Annotated in this window: 14 protein-coding genes and 2 pseudogenes; 6 read left to right on the top strand and 10 right to left on the bottom strand. The window is 38.2% G+C overall.

Annotated elements, in window-relative coordinates; all coding sequences use genetic code 11:
* Positions 1-158: 158 nt before the first annotated feature.
* From FLP15_RS08160 to rsmG, 6 genes are all read left to right on the top strand, one after another.
* A complete protein-coding gene (locus FLP15_RS08160) occupies positions 159-1178 on the top strand; it encodes an NAD(P)H-dependent glycerol-3-phosphate dehydrogenase (protein WP_142766693.1) in 1020 nt (339 codons plus the stop codon).
* Positions 1179-1248: 70 nt separating this feature from the next.
* Positions 1249-2187, top strand: a complete 939-nt coding sequence (gene galU, locus FLP15_RS08155; RefSeq protein ID WP_142766692.1) for a UTP--glucose-1-phosphate uridylyltransferase GalU — start codon at positions 1249-1251, stop codon at positions 2185-2187.
* A gap of 76 nt (positions 2188-2263) precedes the next feature.
* Positions 2264-2671 carry a NusG domain II-containing protein gene (locus FLP15_RS08150; protein WP_142766691.1) on the top strand — a complete coding sequence of 136 codons (408 nt, stop codon included), beginning with the start codon at positions 2264-2266 and terminating at the stop codon, positions 2669-2671.
* Complete coding sequence (locus FLP15_RS08145; RefSeq protein ID WP_120771556.1) at positions 2668-3198, top strand: Gx transporter family protein; 531 nt, start codon at positions 2668-2670, stop codon at positions 3196-3198. The genes FLP15_RS08150 and FLP15_RS08145 overlap by 4 nt, the downstream gene beginning before the upstream one ends.
* Positions 3189-4148 (top strand): polyprenyl synthetase family protein, encoded by a 960-nt coding sequence (locus tag FLP15_RS08140; RefSeq protein WP_142766690.1) that lies wholly within the window; start codon positions 3189-3191, stop codon positions 4146-4148. The genes FLP15_RS08145 and FLP15_RS08140 overlap by 10 nt, the downstream gene beginning before the upstream one ends.
* Entirely contained in the window at positions 4145-4858 is a 714-nt protein-coding gene (gene rsmG, locus FLP15_RS08135) for a 16S rRNA (guanine(527)-N(7))-methyltransferase RsmG (protein WP_142766689.1), read from the top strand. Before FLP15_RS08140 ends, rsmG begins: the two co-directional genes overlap by 4 nt.
* A 554-nt stretch (positions 4859-5412) precedes the next feature.
* Here the strand turns inward: rsmG and FLP15_RS08130 are convergent.
* The 10 genes and pseudogenes from FLP15_RS08130 to FLP15_RS08085 form a co-directional block, all read right to left on the bottom strand.
* A complete protein-coding gene (locus tag FLP15_RS08130; protein WP_142766688.1) occupies positions 5413-6636 on the bottom strand; it encodes a DUF1015 domain-containing protein in 1224 nt (407 codons plus the stop codon).
* Positions 6624-7817, bottom strand: coding sequence for a 3-phosphoglycerate dehydrogenase family protein (locus FLP15_RS08125; protein WP_142766687.1), 1194 nt, complete (start codon positions 7815-7817; stop codon positions 6624-6626). Before FLP15_RS08125 ends, FLP15_RS08130 begins: the two co-directional genes overlap by 13 nt.
* A 607-nt stretch (positions 7818-8424) precedes the next feature.
* Positions 8425-9512, bottom strand: a pseudogene (gene serC, locus FLP15_RS08120) (3-phosphoserine/phosphohydroxythreonine transaminase).
* A 467-nt stretch (positions 9513-9979) separates the two neighbouring features.
* Complete coding sequence (pyrF, locus tag FLP15_RS08115) at positions 9980-10696, bottom strand: orotidine-5'-phosphate decarboxylase (protein WP_142766686.1); 717 nt, start codon at positions 10694-10696, stop codon at positions 9980-9982.
* On the bottom strand, positions 10680-11261 hold the full coding sequence (locus FLP15_RS08110; protein WP_142766685.1) for a hypothetical protein: 582 nt from the start codon (positions 11259-11261) through the stop codon (positions 10680-10682). Before FLP15_RS08110 ends, pyrF begins: the two co-directional genes overlap by 17 nt.
* Before the next feature lie 43 nt (positions 11262-11304).
* The gene (locus FLP15_RS08105; protein ID WP_142766684.1) at positions 11305-11955 is read right to left on the bottom strand and encodes an HAD family hydrolase; all 651 of its coding nucleotides are present in this window, start codon (positions 11953-11955) and stop codon (positions 11305-11307) included.
* A gap of 14 nt (positions 11956-11969) precedes the next feature.
* On the bottom strand, positions 11970-12500 hold the full coding sequence (locus tag FLP15_RS08100; protein ID WP_142766683.1) for a hypothetical protein: 531 nt from the start codon (positions 12498-12500) through the stop codon (positions 11970-11972).
* Complete coding sequence (locus FLP15_RS08095; protein WP_142766682.1) at positions 12497-13426, bottom strand: dihydroorotate dehydrogenase; 930 nt, start codon at positions 13424-13426, stop codon at positions 12497-12499. Before FLP15_RS08095 ends, FLP15_RS08100 begins: the two co-directional genes overlap by 4 nt.
* Entirely contained in the window at positions 13419-13886 is a 468-nt protein-coding gene (locus tag FLP15_RS08090) for a GNAT family N-acetyltransferase (protein ID WP_142766681.1), read from the bottom strand. Before FLP15_RS08090 ends, FLP15_RS08095 begins: the two co-directional genes overlap by 8 nt.
* Positions 13883-14670, bottom strand: a pseudogene (locus FLP15_RS08085) (dihydroorotate dehydrogenase electron transfer subunit). Before FLP15_RS08085 ends, FLP15_RS08090 begins: the two are co-directional and overlap by 4 nt.
* Positions 14671-14674 lie beyond the last annotated feature (4 nt).

Genomic DNA, 14674 nt, shown 5'->3' with positions numbered 1-14674 from the left:
ATCTGCTAAAGCAGCAAGACGAAATGGTAAGAGCAAAGGCAGTATAACTGTAGCTCAACTACTGAATCTGCTCATACAGATTTAGATGTGAACGAGTATAAATAAGTAATAGTAAATAAAACCGGCTATTTCATATCTTATGAGAGAGGCTCATTCATATGAAACCACAAAAAATCGCGGTCCTAGGCCCAGGGTCATGGGGTACTGCCCTTTCACAAGTCCTAAATGATAATGGTCATGAAGTACGTATCTGGGGAAATAATCCAGAGCAAATTACGGAAATTAATGAACAACATACGAATCAACGTTATTTTAAAGACATCATTTTAGATAAAAAAATTAAGGCATTTACAGATTTAAGTGAAGCTATTGAGGGAGTTGATGCTGTTCTCTTTGTTGTTCCTACAAAAGTTACTCGTCTTGTTGCAAAACAACTTGCCGAAGTTTTGAGGCATAAAGTCCATATCCTTCATGCCTCAAAAGGACTTGAGCAAGGGACACACGCCCGCATCTCAAGTATTCTCGAAGAAGAAATTCCTTCTGAGTACCGTGGAGAAATTGTAGTTGTATCTGGTCCTTCCCATGCCGAAGAAACAATCGTTCGAGATATTACTTTAATCTCTGCTGCTTCTAAAAATCATGACGAAGCAAAATATGCACAAAATATTTTTAGTAATGACTACTTCCGTCTTTATACCAATACCGATGTAGTCGGAGTGGAAACAGCGGGTGCGCTTAAAAATATCATTGCCGTTGGTGCTGGTGCACTTCACGGTCTTGGATTTGGAGATAATGCAAAAGCCGCAATCATCACACGTGGTCTTACCGAGATTACACGTCTCGGTGTAGCAATGGGTGCTGAACCTCTAACTTATAGTGGACTTTCTGGGGTTGGTGACCTCATTGTCACAGGAACTTCCGTTCACTCGCGAAATTGGCGTGCCGGAGATGCACTTGGTCGTGGAGAAAAACTTGAAGATGTTGAGCGTAATATGGGCATGATTATTGAAGGTGTTTCAACAACAAAAGCCGCTTATGAATTAGCACAACAACTTAATATTGATATGCCAATCACTGAAACTATTTATAAGGTCCTATACGAAGGACTTGATGCTAAAGTTGGTATTCTTGATATTATGCGCCGAGAAACACGAGCAGAAAATGAATTCACCAACTGACATACCTTGTGAATACAAAAGAAATATGTTATATTTGTAACTGTTTACAAAAAAGGAGCTTCGATATCTTATGAATCAAACTAAAGCTAGAAAAGTCCGTAAGGCTGTTATTCCTGCGGCAGGTTTGGGTACTCGTTTCTTGCCTGCAACAAAAGCAATGGCAAAAGAAATGCTTCCAATCGTTGACAAACCCACAATCCAATTTATTGTTGAAGAAGCCTTAAAATCAGGCATAGAAGATATTTTGATTGTTACAGGTAAAGCAAAACGTCCTATTGAAGACCATTTTGACTCTAATCTTGAACTTGAGCAAAATTTACTGGAAAAAGGTAAAACTGAATTATTAAAACTTGTTGAAGAAACCACAGACATTAATCTTCACTTTATTCGTCAATCTCATCCAAAAGGTTTAGGACATGCTGTACTTCAGGCTAAGGCTTTTGTCGGAAATGAACCTTTTGTCGTCATGCTTGGAGATGATTTGATGAATATTAATGGTGAAGGTACTCCACTTACTAAAGAGCTTATCTCCGATTACGAAAAAACTCATGCTTCCACTATTGCTGTAATGAAAGTCCCTCATGAAGATGTTGATAAATATGGTGTTATTGCACCTGATGGGGAAGTATCTAAAGGACTTTATAATGTCAATCATTTCGTTGAAAAGCCAAAAGTTGAAGAAGCGCCTTCTGACTTAGCAATCATTGGTCGCTATCTCTTAACACCTGAGATTTTTGATGTCTTAGAGTCACAAGCTCCAGGTGCAGGTAACGAAATTCAATTAACTGATGCCATTGAGCGCCTGAATAAAACTCAACGTGTTTTTGCACATGAATTTACTGGAAAACGTTATGATGTTGGAGACAAGTTTGGTTTTGTTGAAACAACTATTGAATATGGACTTGAACACCCTCAAATTAGCGAAGATTTGAAAGCTTATATTATTGCTAAAGCTCAAGAACTCACTAAACAATCAAATGCTAAGGCTCCATTGACCAATAAAAAATAAGAAAGTTGCCGTCAAGGCGCTTTCTTTTTGCAGATTTCGTGAAAAATTTCATCAATTTTGCTATAATAGTCCAATAATGAAATTCCTTAAAAATACGATACTGTTTTTTAAAAATATAAAGATTAAACCTCTGGATTTTGTCATTATTTTCGTATTGTTTATCGCTTCTTTTTCTACTCTTTTTTTCCTAACCAGTCATCAAGCTGGAGCTGAAGCACAGGTACGTGTGAATGGAAAGGTAATCAAAACTTTTGATTTAACAAAAAATCAAACTTGGACTTATCGGGCAAAAAATGGTAATTGGAATACAATCCAAGTCCTTGATGGAAAAATTCGAGATAAGGCCGATAATTCTCCTGACCAAATTGCTGTTCATCGAGGTTGGATTTCAAATGTGGGAGAAACTGCTGTTTGTCTTCCTCATAACCTTGTCATTGAAGTGATGAGTGGTAAAAAAGATAATCAGGTGGATTACACAGCATGAATATTAAAGAATATGTCTACGTTTCCCTATTGACAGCTGTCGCTGTTGTCATGGGAATCATCGAAAATATGTTTCCGCCTTTTTTTGCATTTGCTCCTGGAGCCAAAATTGGTCTTGCCAATTTAGTGATGATTATTGCTATTTTCACTTTGAATTGGCGTAAAGTTTGGGTAATGGAAATTCTTCGTTTACTTATTACTGCGCTGTTCACAGGATTTTCTGTGTTTCTTTATTCTTTTGCTGGAGGAATATTATCTCTTCTTGCAATGTACCTCATGAAACAATTTGGACCCAAGTTGGTTTCATTAATTGGAATATCAGTTGTTGGCGGCTTTTTTCATAATTTTGGTCAACTTGTCGTTGCGGCTTTTCTAGCAAAGGCTGCTTCTGTCATGCTATATTTACCTTGGCTGGCTTTTTTTGGGATGTTAGCTGGTTTTGCAATAGGAATTGGCGGTAATCAATTAATTACACGAGTCAAGCCAATACAGGAATTATTTATCAAAGAAAGTAAACAATGGACGTAAAAAACACAATTTGGAAAGATTATCCAGTACTTGGAAAGCAACTTTCAAAAGTGCAGAAATTGATGAAAAGTCAGATTTCAATCAAAAATGAGTCGATTAAGTCGGCGATTTTTGATATTTTTGATGCGGGAGGTAAAATGCTTCGTCCCGCTTATTTGCTGCTTTTTGCTGACTTTACAGAGTTAGATGAAAAGGAGAAATTAGCTTTAGCAGCAAGCGTGGAGATGTTGCACACTGCAACTTTGGTTCATGATGATGTTGTTGATAAAGCAACGACTAGACGAGGAGTTGCAACAATTTCCGCAAAATATGGCTCTGAAGTTGCCGTTTATGCAGGTGACTATCTTTTTGTTGCTGTTTTTAAATTGATGTCTGAGTATTCTTTAGAATTAACAAATTTGACAAAAAATCTTGGTTCAATTGAGCGATTACTAGGTGGTGAGTTAGGTCAGTTAAACAAACATTTTGACCTTGAACAATCGCTTGAAGATTACATCGAAAATATTTCTGGGAAAACAGGTGAACTCTTTGCGATGTCTGCTTCTATCGCACCTTTAATTGCCAAAAAAAATCGTCTTTCTAATTTGTCTTATAAGATTGGGATGAACATCGGCATTGCCTTTCAGATTATGGATGATTACCTTGATTATGCTTCTACAAGTGGTGTTTTGGGTAAACCTGTGCTTGAGGACATTAGACAAGGCATTTATTCTGCACCTGTTCTTTTTGCTTTGCGTGAAGATTTTAATCAGGTATCCGTCTGGATTAAAGATGAAAATTTTGAAGCTGTGGATAAATTTATCAAAAATTCACAAGCATTAATCGAAACAAAAAATCTTGCAAAATCTTACACTACCGCTGCTCTGGAGCTTATTGAAAAGTTACCAAAAAGCGAGAATAGAGAAATGATTAAAGAAATTACTAGAAAACTTTTGGAGCGGACTCTATGACCCCTGATGAATTTTTGTCGCTACTTACAGAATTTAATATTAAACTTTCTGAACACCAAAAAGAGCAGTTCCAACGCTATTTTGAGTTACTTGTTGAGTGGAATGAGAAAATCAATCTGACTGCAATTACTGAGCAATCAGATGTTTATTTAAAACATTTTTATGATTCTATTGCGCCAATTTTATATGGTGTCATTGCTGACGATGCGATTACTCTTCTTGATATTGGCGCTGGAGCTGGTTTCCCTAGCTTACCGATGAAAATTATTTTTCCGTCATTAAAAGTAACAATCATTGATAGCTTACAAAAGCGTATCAATTTTCTGTCAGTACTGACAGATGAGCTAGGACTTGTCGATGTGACTCTACTTCATGGACGGGCGGAAGATTTTGGTCAAAATCCGCACTATCGTGGACAGTTTGACTTAGTTACAGCTCGCGCTGTGGCAAGACTTTCGGTCTTATCAGAATTTACCATTCCATTTTTAAAGAAAGGTGGTCGTCTTCTATCGCTGAAAGCAAGCCAATTTACAGAAGAGTTATCAGAAGCAAAAAATGCCATAGCCATCCTCGGAAGTAAATTCATCAATGAAATCGCTTATGAATTGCCAAATGGTGATGAACGGCATATTGCTATCATTGAAAAGAAAAAAGAAACACCGAAAAAATATCCTAGAAAAGCTGGGTTGCCAGCTAAAAAACCACTTTAATTACTGTTAGTTTATAATAATGGTTAATTTAAGTAATGATGATCTACAAAAAACTCTGTCAGCGTGCTGACAGAGTTTTTTGTATCAAGGGTAACCTCATATCTTTGATGTTAAGCAGACTGTTGCAGCTTTAGCTGCGTACAGGTCGCTTAGTTGTTACACCTAGAGGTTGTGACCTAACATTGGTGGGGGAAAGAATCTCCCACCAATGAAGTAACTACTTTAACTTAGCAAGTGCTACTTTCGTTTTACTGCCCTAGGCTCTTAACACTTTACGACTCCGTAGCGAGCATGGATACTGTAGTGTGGACAAGATAGATGACGCTTTCATTTCGAGCTTGCTTTGCTTTAATCGACAGCGGAGCAACGAAGTTGCAGAGATAGAGCGAATGGATAATGAAGCGGATTTCATATCATTGATGCAATCTTTAACTGCGCACAGGTCTTAGTTGTTCCTCCCCTAACATTATAAGTAAAGGGGGGAAAATCCCCTACAAATGAAGTTATCACTTCAAATCAATTTTGGCTTTCCATCAGCACTAACAGAGAATTCATCAGCTTAATTCATGCAAAAATAGCCCTGATAAAAGCTTTGGCTCAAACCATGTTGATTTTGGAGGCATAATTTTTCCTGCATCTGCAACGGCGAGAAGTTCTGCCATTGTCGGAGGATAGAGCGCAAAAGCAATTCCGTAACCAGCATTCACTTCGTCTTCAAGTGCTGAAAGTCCACGAATACCACCGACAAATTTAATATTAGGATTTGTCTTTGGATTGTCTATCTCTAGCAATGGTGCCAAGATTTCATTTTGTAAAATTGCTACATCCAAAGCCTCTACTTCATCCGTTGGAATGATTTCATTTTTAGGTGTTAACCTAAACCATTGATGATTCGAAAATGCATGAATTTCACGTGTTTTCTGCGGACTTGAAGGTTCAATTTTTTCAACATCAAATTTTTCAGCAACCTTCTCCCAGAAATCTTGCGGTAGAGCTGTTTTAATCACTCGATTATAATCCAAAATTTTTAATTCATTATCCGGGAAAATAACAGATAAAAAGTAGTTATATTCCGCATTTTCATCATCATTTTCAGCAGCTCTACGCTTTGCTCCTACTTTGAATGCACTCGCACTCCGATGGTGGCCGTCTGCAATATATAGCGCAGAAACTTGAGAAAAATAATGCTCAAGCTGCTCCACAACATCGTTATCATCAACAAGATAAACACGATGTGCAACACCATAAAAACTCGTAAAATCATAAATCGGCTCATGACTCTGTTTCCATCCTGAAACCAAAGCTTGAATTTCGTGTTTTTCATGGTAAGCAAGGAAAATAGGACTAGTATTGCAGTTTGTTGCCTCGAAATGATTAATTCTATCTTGCTCTTTTTCAGGTAAAGTCAACTCATGACGTTTAATTTTGCCATTTTCATAATCTGAAATTGAAGTACAGCCAACGATTCCCGTTTGAGTCCGTCCATTCATCGTCAACTCATACAAATAAAGTCTATTTTCATCTTCTTTTTTCAACCAGCCTGCCTCTAAAAAATCTTTTAAGGCAGTCGCAGCCTGCTGATAAACCGCTTCACTGTGCGAATCAATATCCACCGGCAAATCAACCTCAGCTTTATCAATATGCAAATAGGAGTAAGGATTATCAGCCGAAAGCACCCTCGCTTCACTGCTAGATAGGACATCATAAGGCAAAGTCGCTACTTTTTCAACCAAATCCTCTCGTGGCCTAATCGCTTTAAAAGCCTTCACAACGACCATTTTTTAATCACTCTTACCCTCACAATATTTTCGCTATTTTCAAAATGCTCAACTAAAGCTTGAATTTTAGATTCATTTTGTTCATCCAAATCAATCAAAGTATAAGCAAAATCACCTTTTGAACGATTAATAATATTGCTGATATTAATATTTTTATCCGAAACAGCCACCGAAATTTGCGCCACTACATTTGGGACATTTTTATTAATCAATGTAATTCGATAAGGAACTTTTAGCTCTTGCCGTACATTTGGAAAATTCACAGAATTAATGATTTCACCTGTCTGAAGATAAGCCTGAATTGACCTCGCGGCCATTCTTGTGCAATTCAAACTCGCTTCCTGAGTTGAACCTCCCAAATGTGGGCTCACAAAAATGTGTTCTTGATGATAAAATTGCTCTGAGCCAAAATCCGTTGCAAAAAATTGAATCGTCCCATTGGCAATATAATCAAGAACAGCCGATTTATCAGTAATCTCATCTCGTGCAAAATTCATCAAAATCACACCTTTTTTCATCTTCGAAAAATTCTCATAACCGTACATTTCTTTTGTTTCTTCAGTCAAAGGCGTATGAATCGTGATATAGTCTGCTTCCTCAAAAATATCATCAAGATTCGTTACCCTTTTTACATCATGAGAAATATCCCACGCGCGCTCAACAGAAATGTAAGGATCGTAGCCTAAAACTCTCATTCCTAGATTCGCCGCATCATTTGCTACACGAGAGCCAATATTGCCCAAACCAATAATACCTAGTGTTTTCCCACGGATTTCACTTCCTGCAAAAGCTTTTTTACCTTTTTCAACAGCTAAATCAATTTCTCTATCGGTTCCTTTTTGGCTCGTCAACCATTTATTTGCTGGTTTGAGATTTCTAGAACCAAAAATCATCATGCAAAGCACCTGCTCTTTTACCGCATTAGCATTTCCGCCAGGTGCATTGAAAACAACAATTCCTTCACTAGCACATCGCTCAACTGGAATATTATTGAAACCTGCTCCTGCACGACCAATGGCTAGAAGGTTTTTTCCAAACTGATAATCATGAAAGTTCTGAGCACGGCAAACAAAGGCATCTGCTTCATCTTCTTTTACAGCATCAATGACAAATCCTTCACCAAATGCTTGTAAACCTAGAGGATCAATATTATTTCCAATTGTTTTGATATTATAAACCATTTCTTTTCTCCCAATTTATCAAAGCAAGCGCGTGCTATCTCCGCCTTGCGGCTACGCTGTCGATGCTTGCTAAGGCGCTACGTGCTTCGCACGCCGTTCTGCGAACGGTCTACGCAACTTCGTTGCTCCGCTGTCCGTTTGCTTAACTGCTAAAGCAGTAAGAGCAAAAGGCAAAGCGCCTAGTCGCAATCGCAATACTCCGACCTTCTAGGTCGGAGATAAGGCAGCACCATCTTCGCTTTGCTACGCTGTCCATCCTCGCTACGGTGCTGAAGCACCTAGTCGGAATAGCAAGCTTTGAATTTTGTTCGACTAAATTCAGCGGGGAGTTGCCCTTTTATCAGTCGCTTCAGCGACTAGAGAAAATGGACAAATGTTTTACGAAACTCCCACTGAATAAGTCTTGACTTCATTTTACCTTGCTACTCCGCTCTTTGAGTTATGGCATTGCTGCTCACTGCTGAGTTTCGTAATAGGTTTAACCAAGCAAGTGTCTGCTAAATCCCCCACCTCTTTTAGGTGGGAGGATTTAGCAACACTAAGCTTTGCTTTCGTTCTACTAACATCAGTGGGAGAGAAAGAATCTCCCACTGATGAAGTAATCACTTCAATGTTCTTTTTCAAATTTTTTCATAAATCTGACCAACTCAACCACACCGTCTCTCGGAAAAGCATTGTATATACTTGCTCTCATCCCACCTACCGAACGGTGTCCTTTTAGGTTCTTTAATCCTGCTTCATCAGCCTGTTTGACAAAAAGCTGGTCAAGCGCTGCGTCAGAAGTCGTAAAAGGGATATTACAAATTGAACGTTCTGCTTTATTTTGGATGGGCGTTTGATAAAAAGTAGTGCTGTCAAGATAATCATAAAGTAACGCTGCTTTTTCTCGATTTAGCTTCTCCATCTCATCAACACCTCCAAGCGCTTTTACCCAATCAAAGACAAGTCCCGCCATATATATTCCAAAAGTTGGTGGTGTATTATAAAGCGAATGATTTTTGATTAAAAGCTGATAATCCAGCATTGAAGACAGCATTTCTTGATGAGATAAGAGGTCTTCTCGCACGATAACAATGGTTACTCCTGCTGGTCCAATATTTTTTTGAGCTCCAGCATAGACGAGTCCAAATTTGTTAATATCATATTTTACAGCAAGAATATTTGAACTCATATCTCCAACAATTGGCACATCATTAGTTTCAGGAAGTTCATAGAGGCTGCTCCCTTCAATGGTATTATTCATCGTCAAATGAACATACGCAGCCTTCGGGTCAACTTGACATTTATCGAATTGTGCGATTTTGGTAAAATGGTCACTTTTACTCTCGGAAAGGATAATTGGTTGTAAATCCAATGTTTTAGATAATTTAACGGCTTCTTCGTATGCTTTTTGTCCGAAAAGCCCCGATATTGTATAATATGCCTTTTTCCCAAGTGCCAAATTTAGCGGTACCATTGTAAATTGTGTGGATGCTCCTCCTTGTAAAAACAAAATTTTGTAATGGTCAGGAATGTTCATCAGCTCACGCAAAGTTTCTTCTGCGTGCGTAATAATTTCACCAAACAATTTACCCCGATGTGTCAACTCCATCACACTCATTCCCGAGTTCGCATAGTTTAAAAATTCTTTTTGTGCTTTTCTAAGCACTTCTTGGGGAGCACTGCTGGTCCTGCTGCAAAGTTATAAATCATTATTTCTCCTTTAAGCTGTGACGAATGTTCGTTGAGTTGCTGTAAAAATTCAATGTTTTAGATAAGATGGACAGTCCTATCCTCAGTATGAAAATTAGAATTTTTATATATTGTAGCATAATTTTCAGATTATTTTATTATCCATGACGTTTTCTAGCCATAAAAAAATGGATAAGTTCACTTATCCATTTTTTTTAACTTTTATCAAAGCAAGTGTGTCCATCTCCGCCCTTAGGGCTACGCTGTCCATTTACTTAGCTACTAAAGTCGGAGCATGAGTGCTTTAGCACGCAGCTTCTGAGACAAGGTGACCTCATATCGAAGATGTTAAGCAGATTGTGGTAGCTTTAGCTGCGTACAGGTACAGGTCGCTTAGTTGTTACACCTAGAGGTTGTACCTTAAATTCAGTGGTGAGTCGAAACTCCTACTGAACAAGTTTTGACTTCATTGGATTGGTTTATAATTTAACTTATTGATTCCACTCTGCTTTAATATTGTGGTAAGCCTCAATAGGATTTTGCGCTTGGGTAATCGGACGACCGACCACGATATAATCTGCACCAATCTGATGAGCCTGCGCTGGTGTCATTACTCGTTTTTGGTCTCCTGAAGCTGTTCCGGCTGGACGAATACCGGGTGTCAGGCAAATAAAATCTTTATGAGTTGCTGCTTTTATCTTTTCTACTTCGTGTGCTGAACAAACCACACCGTCAAGTCCTGCTTCTGCTGTTTTTTGAGCATAATTGATGACAGACTCTTCCAGACTTGTCATGATTTTTTGGTCGTTATGCATGATTTCTTCAGAAGTTGAGGTCAGTTGAGTCACTGCAATAAGTTTCGGTTTTTGTCGTCCGGCTGGTGTACCTGCCTCTAAACCACGTCTTGCAGCAATCATCATTTCAACACCGCCAGCTGCATGAACATTAACCATATCTACACCCAAGCGTGCAAGAACACGCATTGAGGATTCCACTGTATTTGGAATATCGTGCAATTTCAAATCTAAAAACACACGATGTCCAAGTGATTTCACATAATAGACAACTTGTGGACCTGCAGTATAAAACAGCTCCATTCCTAGTTTAATATAGAGTTTTTCTGAAGGGTCAAATTGCTCCAAAAAGTCTTTTACATCCACAAATTCCGGAAAGTCTAAGGCAATAACTGGTCTATTTTCGTGTGTCATATTTTCTACTTTCTTTTAAAAATTGTCCTTTTTTCTTTTTGTCACTACTGACAGCTTTATAAAATCGTTCCGTTTGAGCGCCAAAGTATTCAAGTGCACTCATATTTCCCCAATCGATTTTTCCGTCAGTGAGGAGACTTTTATCAATAAATCTGTCAGTGATTTTTATAAAAAGATGATTAATTCCACCCATCGAAACAACTTTTTCAATCTGTCCAATGATTGATACTGAACCATTTTCAAGGATGGGAATCTCATCAATCTCTGTCAATTCTGCTCCCATTTCTGTCAGTACTGACAGCCTTGTGCGACTACTGACAAGACCTGCAATGTCAGCTAAAATCCCATTTTCAGCATCCAAATAATTTACTGACAATTTTGTTCCAACTTTTAGATGTGAAGCTGTATTTCCGTCAGCACCTGTACCTATGACAAGCCAATTATCCAGCATATAAGATGAGCTATAAGTCGTTGCAAGGATTTGTTCTGTACCTATTTTCACAAGAGTAATAAACACAGGGAAACCTGCATAAAACATTTCTGAATCAAATCTTTCTTTGGTCAATCTTATTCTTCCTTTCAAGTTTTGTTTTTTTTCTTAATCTACATCAATTTCCTATCAGCTTCTCTTGCAAACTTTTGATATCATCAACAATCCAAGTAGCGCCTGCTTCTTCAAGTTCTTTTTGGTTGCCAAAGCCATAAAGGACACCAATTGAGGGTAATCCATTTTCTTTTGCACCAATGACATCAAAAGCACGATCACCAATCATCACGGTGTTTTCCTTTGTAATACAATGAGCTTCTATAGCATAGGCAATCACATCACTCTTTTTGCTCCTGCTTCCATCCATTGTCGCACCAGCGATAAAATCAAAGTACTCGGAAATAGAAAAGTAATCAATAATCTGCTTGGCATAAAATTCAGGTTTTGAAGTCGCAACAACTAGTTGCTTGCCACTTTCTTTCAAAGTATGCAAAAGTTCTGGAATACCCGCATAAAGCTGATTTTCAAACAAGCCATTTTTACTGAAGTACTCCCGATAATTGATGATAGCCTGCTCAGTTTGCTCATCATTAAACCCGCAAAATGTTTTGAAAGATTCGGCAAGAGGAGGCCCAATAAATTTGAGCAAATCTTCTTGATTAATCTCAGGTATAGAAGACTTTTGCAACGCATAAACTAAAGCGTTGACAATGCCCTGTGCTGGATTAGAGAGCGTTCCGTCTAAATCAAATAAAATTGTTGAATAAGTCATTTGTAGCTCCAAATCTAAGAATGTTTTTTAAGTTTTACAAACTTAATCGCAAATTTCTCATCAAGTAAATCAAAAAACTGTTCTAAATTTCTTTCTTTTATTGGAAGTGAATCAATCTCAATTTCTTTTTTACTCAAGATTTCGTTGTACCCATTATTTATCCAAGTCACTGGTGGAAAAGATTTAGAATTTAAACAAAGAATGATTACCTCAGTATTTCTACTTCGTTGTAAATGTCGTTTAGTAAAACAGCTAATTCTAGCTAATGGGACTTCATAACGTTGATTTTGATTTCCAGTAGGATAAATTGTTAGAAGTTCCTCCTTGATTTCAAGAAATTTAGTTTTTTTCTTATTCTGATATGTGATTAACCCAACCAAAATCAAGATAATTCCTAAACTTGCTGAGACAAAGGCATAAATTGTTCCAAAAAACCAAAGAAATGGGACACAAATTAGAAAAATCAATCCAAACGAAGAAAATATTGATCCTCTTGTATCTCCAAAAACAACTAGATTACCCTCACTATATGTAACATTTTTCACCTGTTTGATTTTACCTCTTTAATCAATCCTTCCAATGTATCAATGCCATATCTATCCATCAACTCGGGAAGATTTTCAATAATCTCAGGACAGACCGTTGGATTGGCAAAATTTGCCGTACCTACTGCCACCGCTGACGCTCCAGCAAGATACATTTCAAGGACATCTTGAGCTGTTGCTACTCCACCCATACCAATAATCGGGATATCAACTGCTTGTGATACCTGATGAATCAACTTGAGCGCAACAGGTTTTATCGCAGGACCGGAAAGTCCACCTGTAACATTAGCAAGGACAGGTTTTCTAGTCTTTAAGTCAAAACGAACTCCCATCAAAGTATTAATCATTGTAATACCATCTGCACCAGCAGCTTCAACCGCCTTTGCAATAGGCACAATATCGGTCACATTGGGCGAGAGCTTTGGATAAATAGGCAAGTTCGTTACTGCTTTACACGCACGAACAAGGCTGGCCGCCACTTCTGGATCCGTCCCAAATGCTTGCCCTCCATGCTTAACATTTGGGCAAGAAATATTTAATTCAATGGCTTTGACATTAGGTGCTTCGCCAATTCTAGCACACACCGCAACATAGTCCGATTCCTCTGAACCCGCTACATTTGCAATAATAGGAAGCTTCTCAAAATGTTCATTAAGCCATGAAAGCTTATGAGCTAAAACTTCTTCAAGTCCTGGGTTTTGCAAACCAATTGCGTTGAGCATACCACTCGCCGTCTCTGCAACACGCGGTGTCGGATTACCAAAGCGTGCCGTCAAAGTCGTTGCTTTAACCATGATTGACCCAAGTTGATTAAGGTCAAAATATCTGGCATATTCTTCTCCAAAACCGAAACAGCCTGAAGCTGGAATAATCGGGTTTTTTAAATCAAGTCCTGGAAGTTTTATCGATAATCTGTTTTCAGTCATTTTGTCCTCCTTTGACCATTTTTACTTCGTGAAAAGTCATCCCCTCATTTTCGTATGAAAATGTTTCTTGTTTTTCAAATCCAAATTTTTCGTACAAATTTTGGGCAACTGAATTGTCTAATTCTGCACTCGTGTAAATATCTTGTTTTGGATATTCCTTTTTGAAAAAGGCTAAAAATTGCGCAAGAGCTTGACTTGCAATCCCTTGCTGTTGATGAGAATGGTCAATCATCAATCGACTCAACGTCCAGCCACCCATCTTCTCATCAAAATCATACAGTAACAATCCAACGGCTGCTTCATCTTTATAAATTGCAAGCAAGTTCAACTCAGGTTCATAGGCTGCCTGCAATAAACTTCTACAATTTGGTGCAACGAAGTTTTGCTGCTCCTCTGAAACCTTCAAATCTATCAAAGCCTGATAATTTTCTCTGTTGACTTGCCGTAAGCTTATTTTCATAAAAGAACCTCATTTCCAGCAAAAACTGGACCATCTTCGCATACCTTTAATGCTTTTGATTCGTCATTTTTATCATGTTCAACGCAGGCATAACAAGCACCAATTCCACAAGCCATTCGACTTTCCATAGAAATATAAAGTCTCTCAAGTGTATCATATTTTTGAGCAACTGCTTTGAGCATCGGAGTAGCACCACAAGTATAAACAGCATCAGCTTCAAAGGATAAATCATTCATCAAGAGTCCCACATGACCGTGCGTTCCATAACTTCCATCATCAGTTGCAACTTTGACCTCAACATTTGGCAACTCACGAAATTCTTGCTCTAAAATCTTGACCTCCTTACTCGCAAAACCAAGTAATACTGTAATTTTACAACTCACTTTACTCAAACGTTTAGCCAACTCATATAATGGCGGAACGCCAATACCACCACCAACAATCAAAACACGTTCTCCTTCTTTGACTTCGTCAATCGGAAAACCATGTCCAAGAGGTCCATAACATCAACTTTTTGTCCTGCTGTCAGTACTGATAAAAGCCTGGTTCCTGTCACTTCATCCCCAGCTCTATATAAAATCGTACAATTTTTAGTTTCAGAATCCCAACTTGAAATGGAAATCGGTCGTCTAAGAAGCATTGCATCATTAGGTACTTTGATATGCAAGAATTGTCCTGGCACTTCCATGTCAGCAACTATTTCACCTGTCAGCACCATTTCGAAAATATCTCGTGCAACTTCACGCTGACTGGCCACTGTCATCATTTCTTGTAATTTCGGCATTTCT

Source organism: Lactococcus protaetiae (genome assembly GCF_006965445.1).
GTDB lineage: Bacteria > Bacillota > Bacilli > Lactobacillales > Streptococcaceae > Lactococcus > Lactococcus protaetiae.
This window is presented reverse-complemented; position numbering and strand designations above follow the sequence as displayed.

Excerpts from the sequence above, each read along its gene's own strand:
- FLP15_RS08160 (WP_142766693.1), top strand. The coding sequence starts at position 159 with ATGAAACCACAAAAAATCGCGGTCCTAGGCCCAGGGTCATGGGGTACT.
- galU (WP_142766692.1), top strand. The coding sequence starts at position 1,249 with ATGAATCAAACTAAAGCTAGAAAAGTCCGTAAGGCTGTTATTCCTGCG.
- FLP15_RS08150 (WP_142766691.1), top strand. The coding sequence starts at position 2,264 with ATGAAATTCCTTAAAAATACGATACTGTTTTTTAAAAATATAAAGATT.
- FLP15_RS08145 (WP_120771556.1), top strand. The coding sequence starts at position 2,668 with ATGAATATTAAAGAATATGTCTACGTTTCCCTATTGACAGCTGTCGCT.
- FLP15_RS08140 (WP_142766690.1), top strand. The coding sequence starts at position 3,189 with ATGGACGTAAAAAACACAATTTGGAAAGATTATCCAGTACTTGGAAAG.
- rsmG (WP_142766689.1), top strand. The coding sequence starts at position 4,145 with ATGACCCCTGATGAATTTTTGTCGCTACTTACAGAATTTAATATTAAA.
- FLP15_RS08130 (WP_142766688.1), bottom strand. The coding sequence starts at position 6,636 with ATGGTCGTTGTGAAGGCTTTTAAAGCGATTAGGCCACGAGAGGATTTG.
- FLP15_RS08125 (WP_142766687.1), bottom strand. The coding sequence starts at position 7,817 with ATGGTTTATAATATCAAAACAATTGGAAATAATATTGATCCTCTAGGT.
- pyrF (WP_142766686.1), bottom strand. The coding sequence starts at position 10,696 with ATGACACACGAAAATAGACCAGTTATTGCCTTAGACTTTCCGGAATTT.
- FLP15_RS08105 (WP_142766684.1), bottom strand. The coding sequence starts at position 11,955 with ATGACTTATTCAACAATTTTATTTGATTTAGACGGAACGCTCTCTAAT.
- FLP15_RS08095 (WP_142766682.1), bottom strand. The coding sequence starts at position 13,426 with ATGACTGAAAACAGATTATCGATAAAACTTCCAGGACTTGATTTAAAA.
- FLP15_RS08090 (WP_142766681.1), bottom strand. The coding sequence starts at position 13,886 with ATGAAAATAAGCTTACGGCAAGTCAACAGAGAAAATTATCAGGCTTTG.